Here is a 375-nt window from a genome sequence, read left to right on the forward strand (position 1 = left end):
GCCGGCGATGGTGGCGGGCATGCTCGCGCAGTACCAGACCCTGCGCGCCACGCGCCCCGGCAGCGTGGCGGCCTGAGCGGTGAATCGGGGCCGCCACGGCCGCCCTCAGCGCCGGCCCGTGCCGCGCATCAGCGCGGCCGCCGCTGCGACGCCCGCCGTCACGAGGAGGCCCGTCGCCGCCGGGTGGATCGGGGCGCGCGTGTAGGTGCTGCGCCGGCGGACGTAGCCCGGATGACCGCCGCCGGCATGTCCCTCCCCGTCGCCCGGCTCGCCCAGGGACCCGCCCGGGTTGCGGGGCAGCTCGCCCCGCTGCTGCTGCTGCACGGCCCCCCGGCTGAGGCGGTCGAAGGTCCGGGGCGCCGGCGCCTGGAGGGC

The 375-nt window shown here is 80.3% G+C and carries 1 pseudogene; it reads right to left on the minus strand.

The features are described 5' to 3' along the window. Window positions 1-105: 105 nt before the first annotated feature. A pseudogene (locus tag ACLBXP_RS25320) lies at window positions 106-375 on the minus strand (SDR family oxidoreductase); the annotation flags it as partial.

This window comes from Methylobacterium sp. A54F (genome assembly GCF_053346035.1).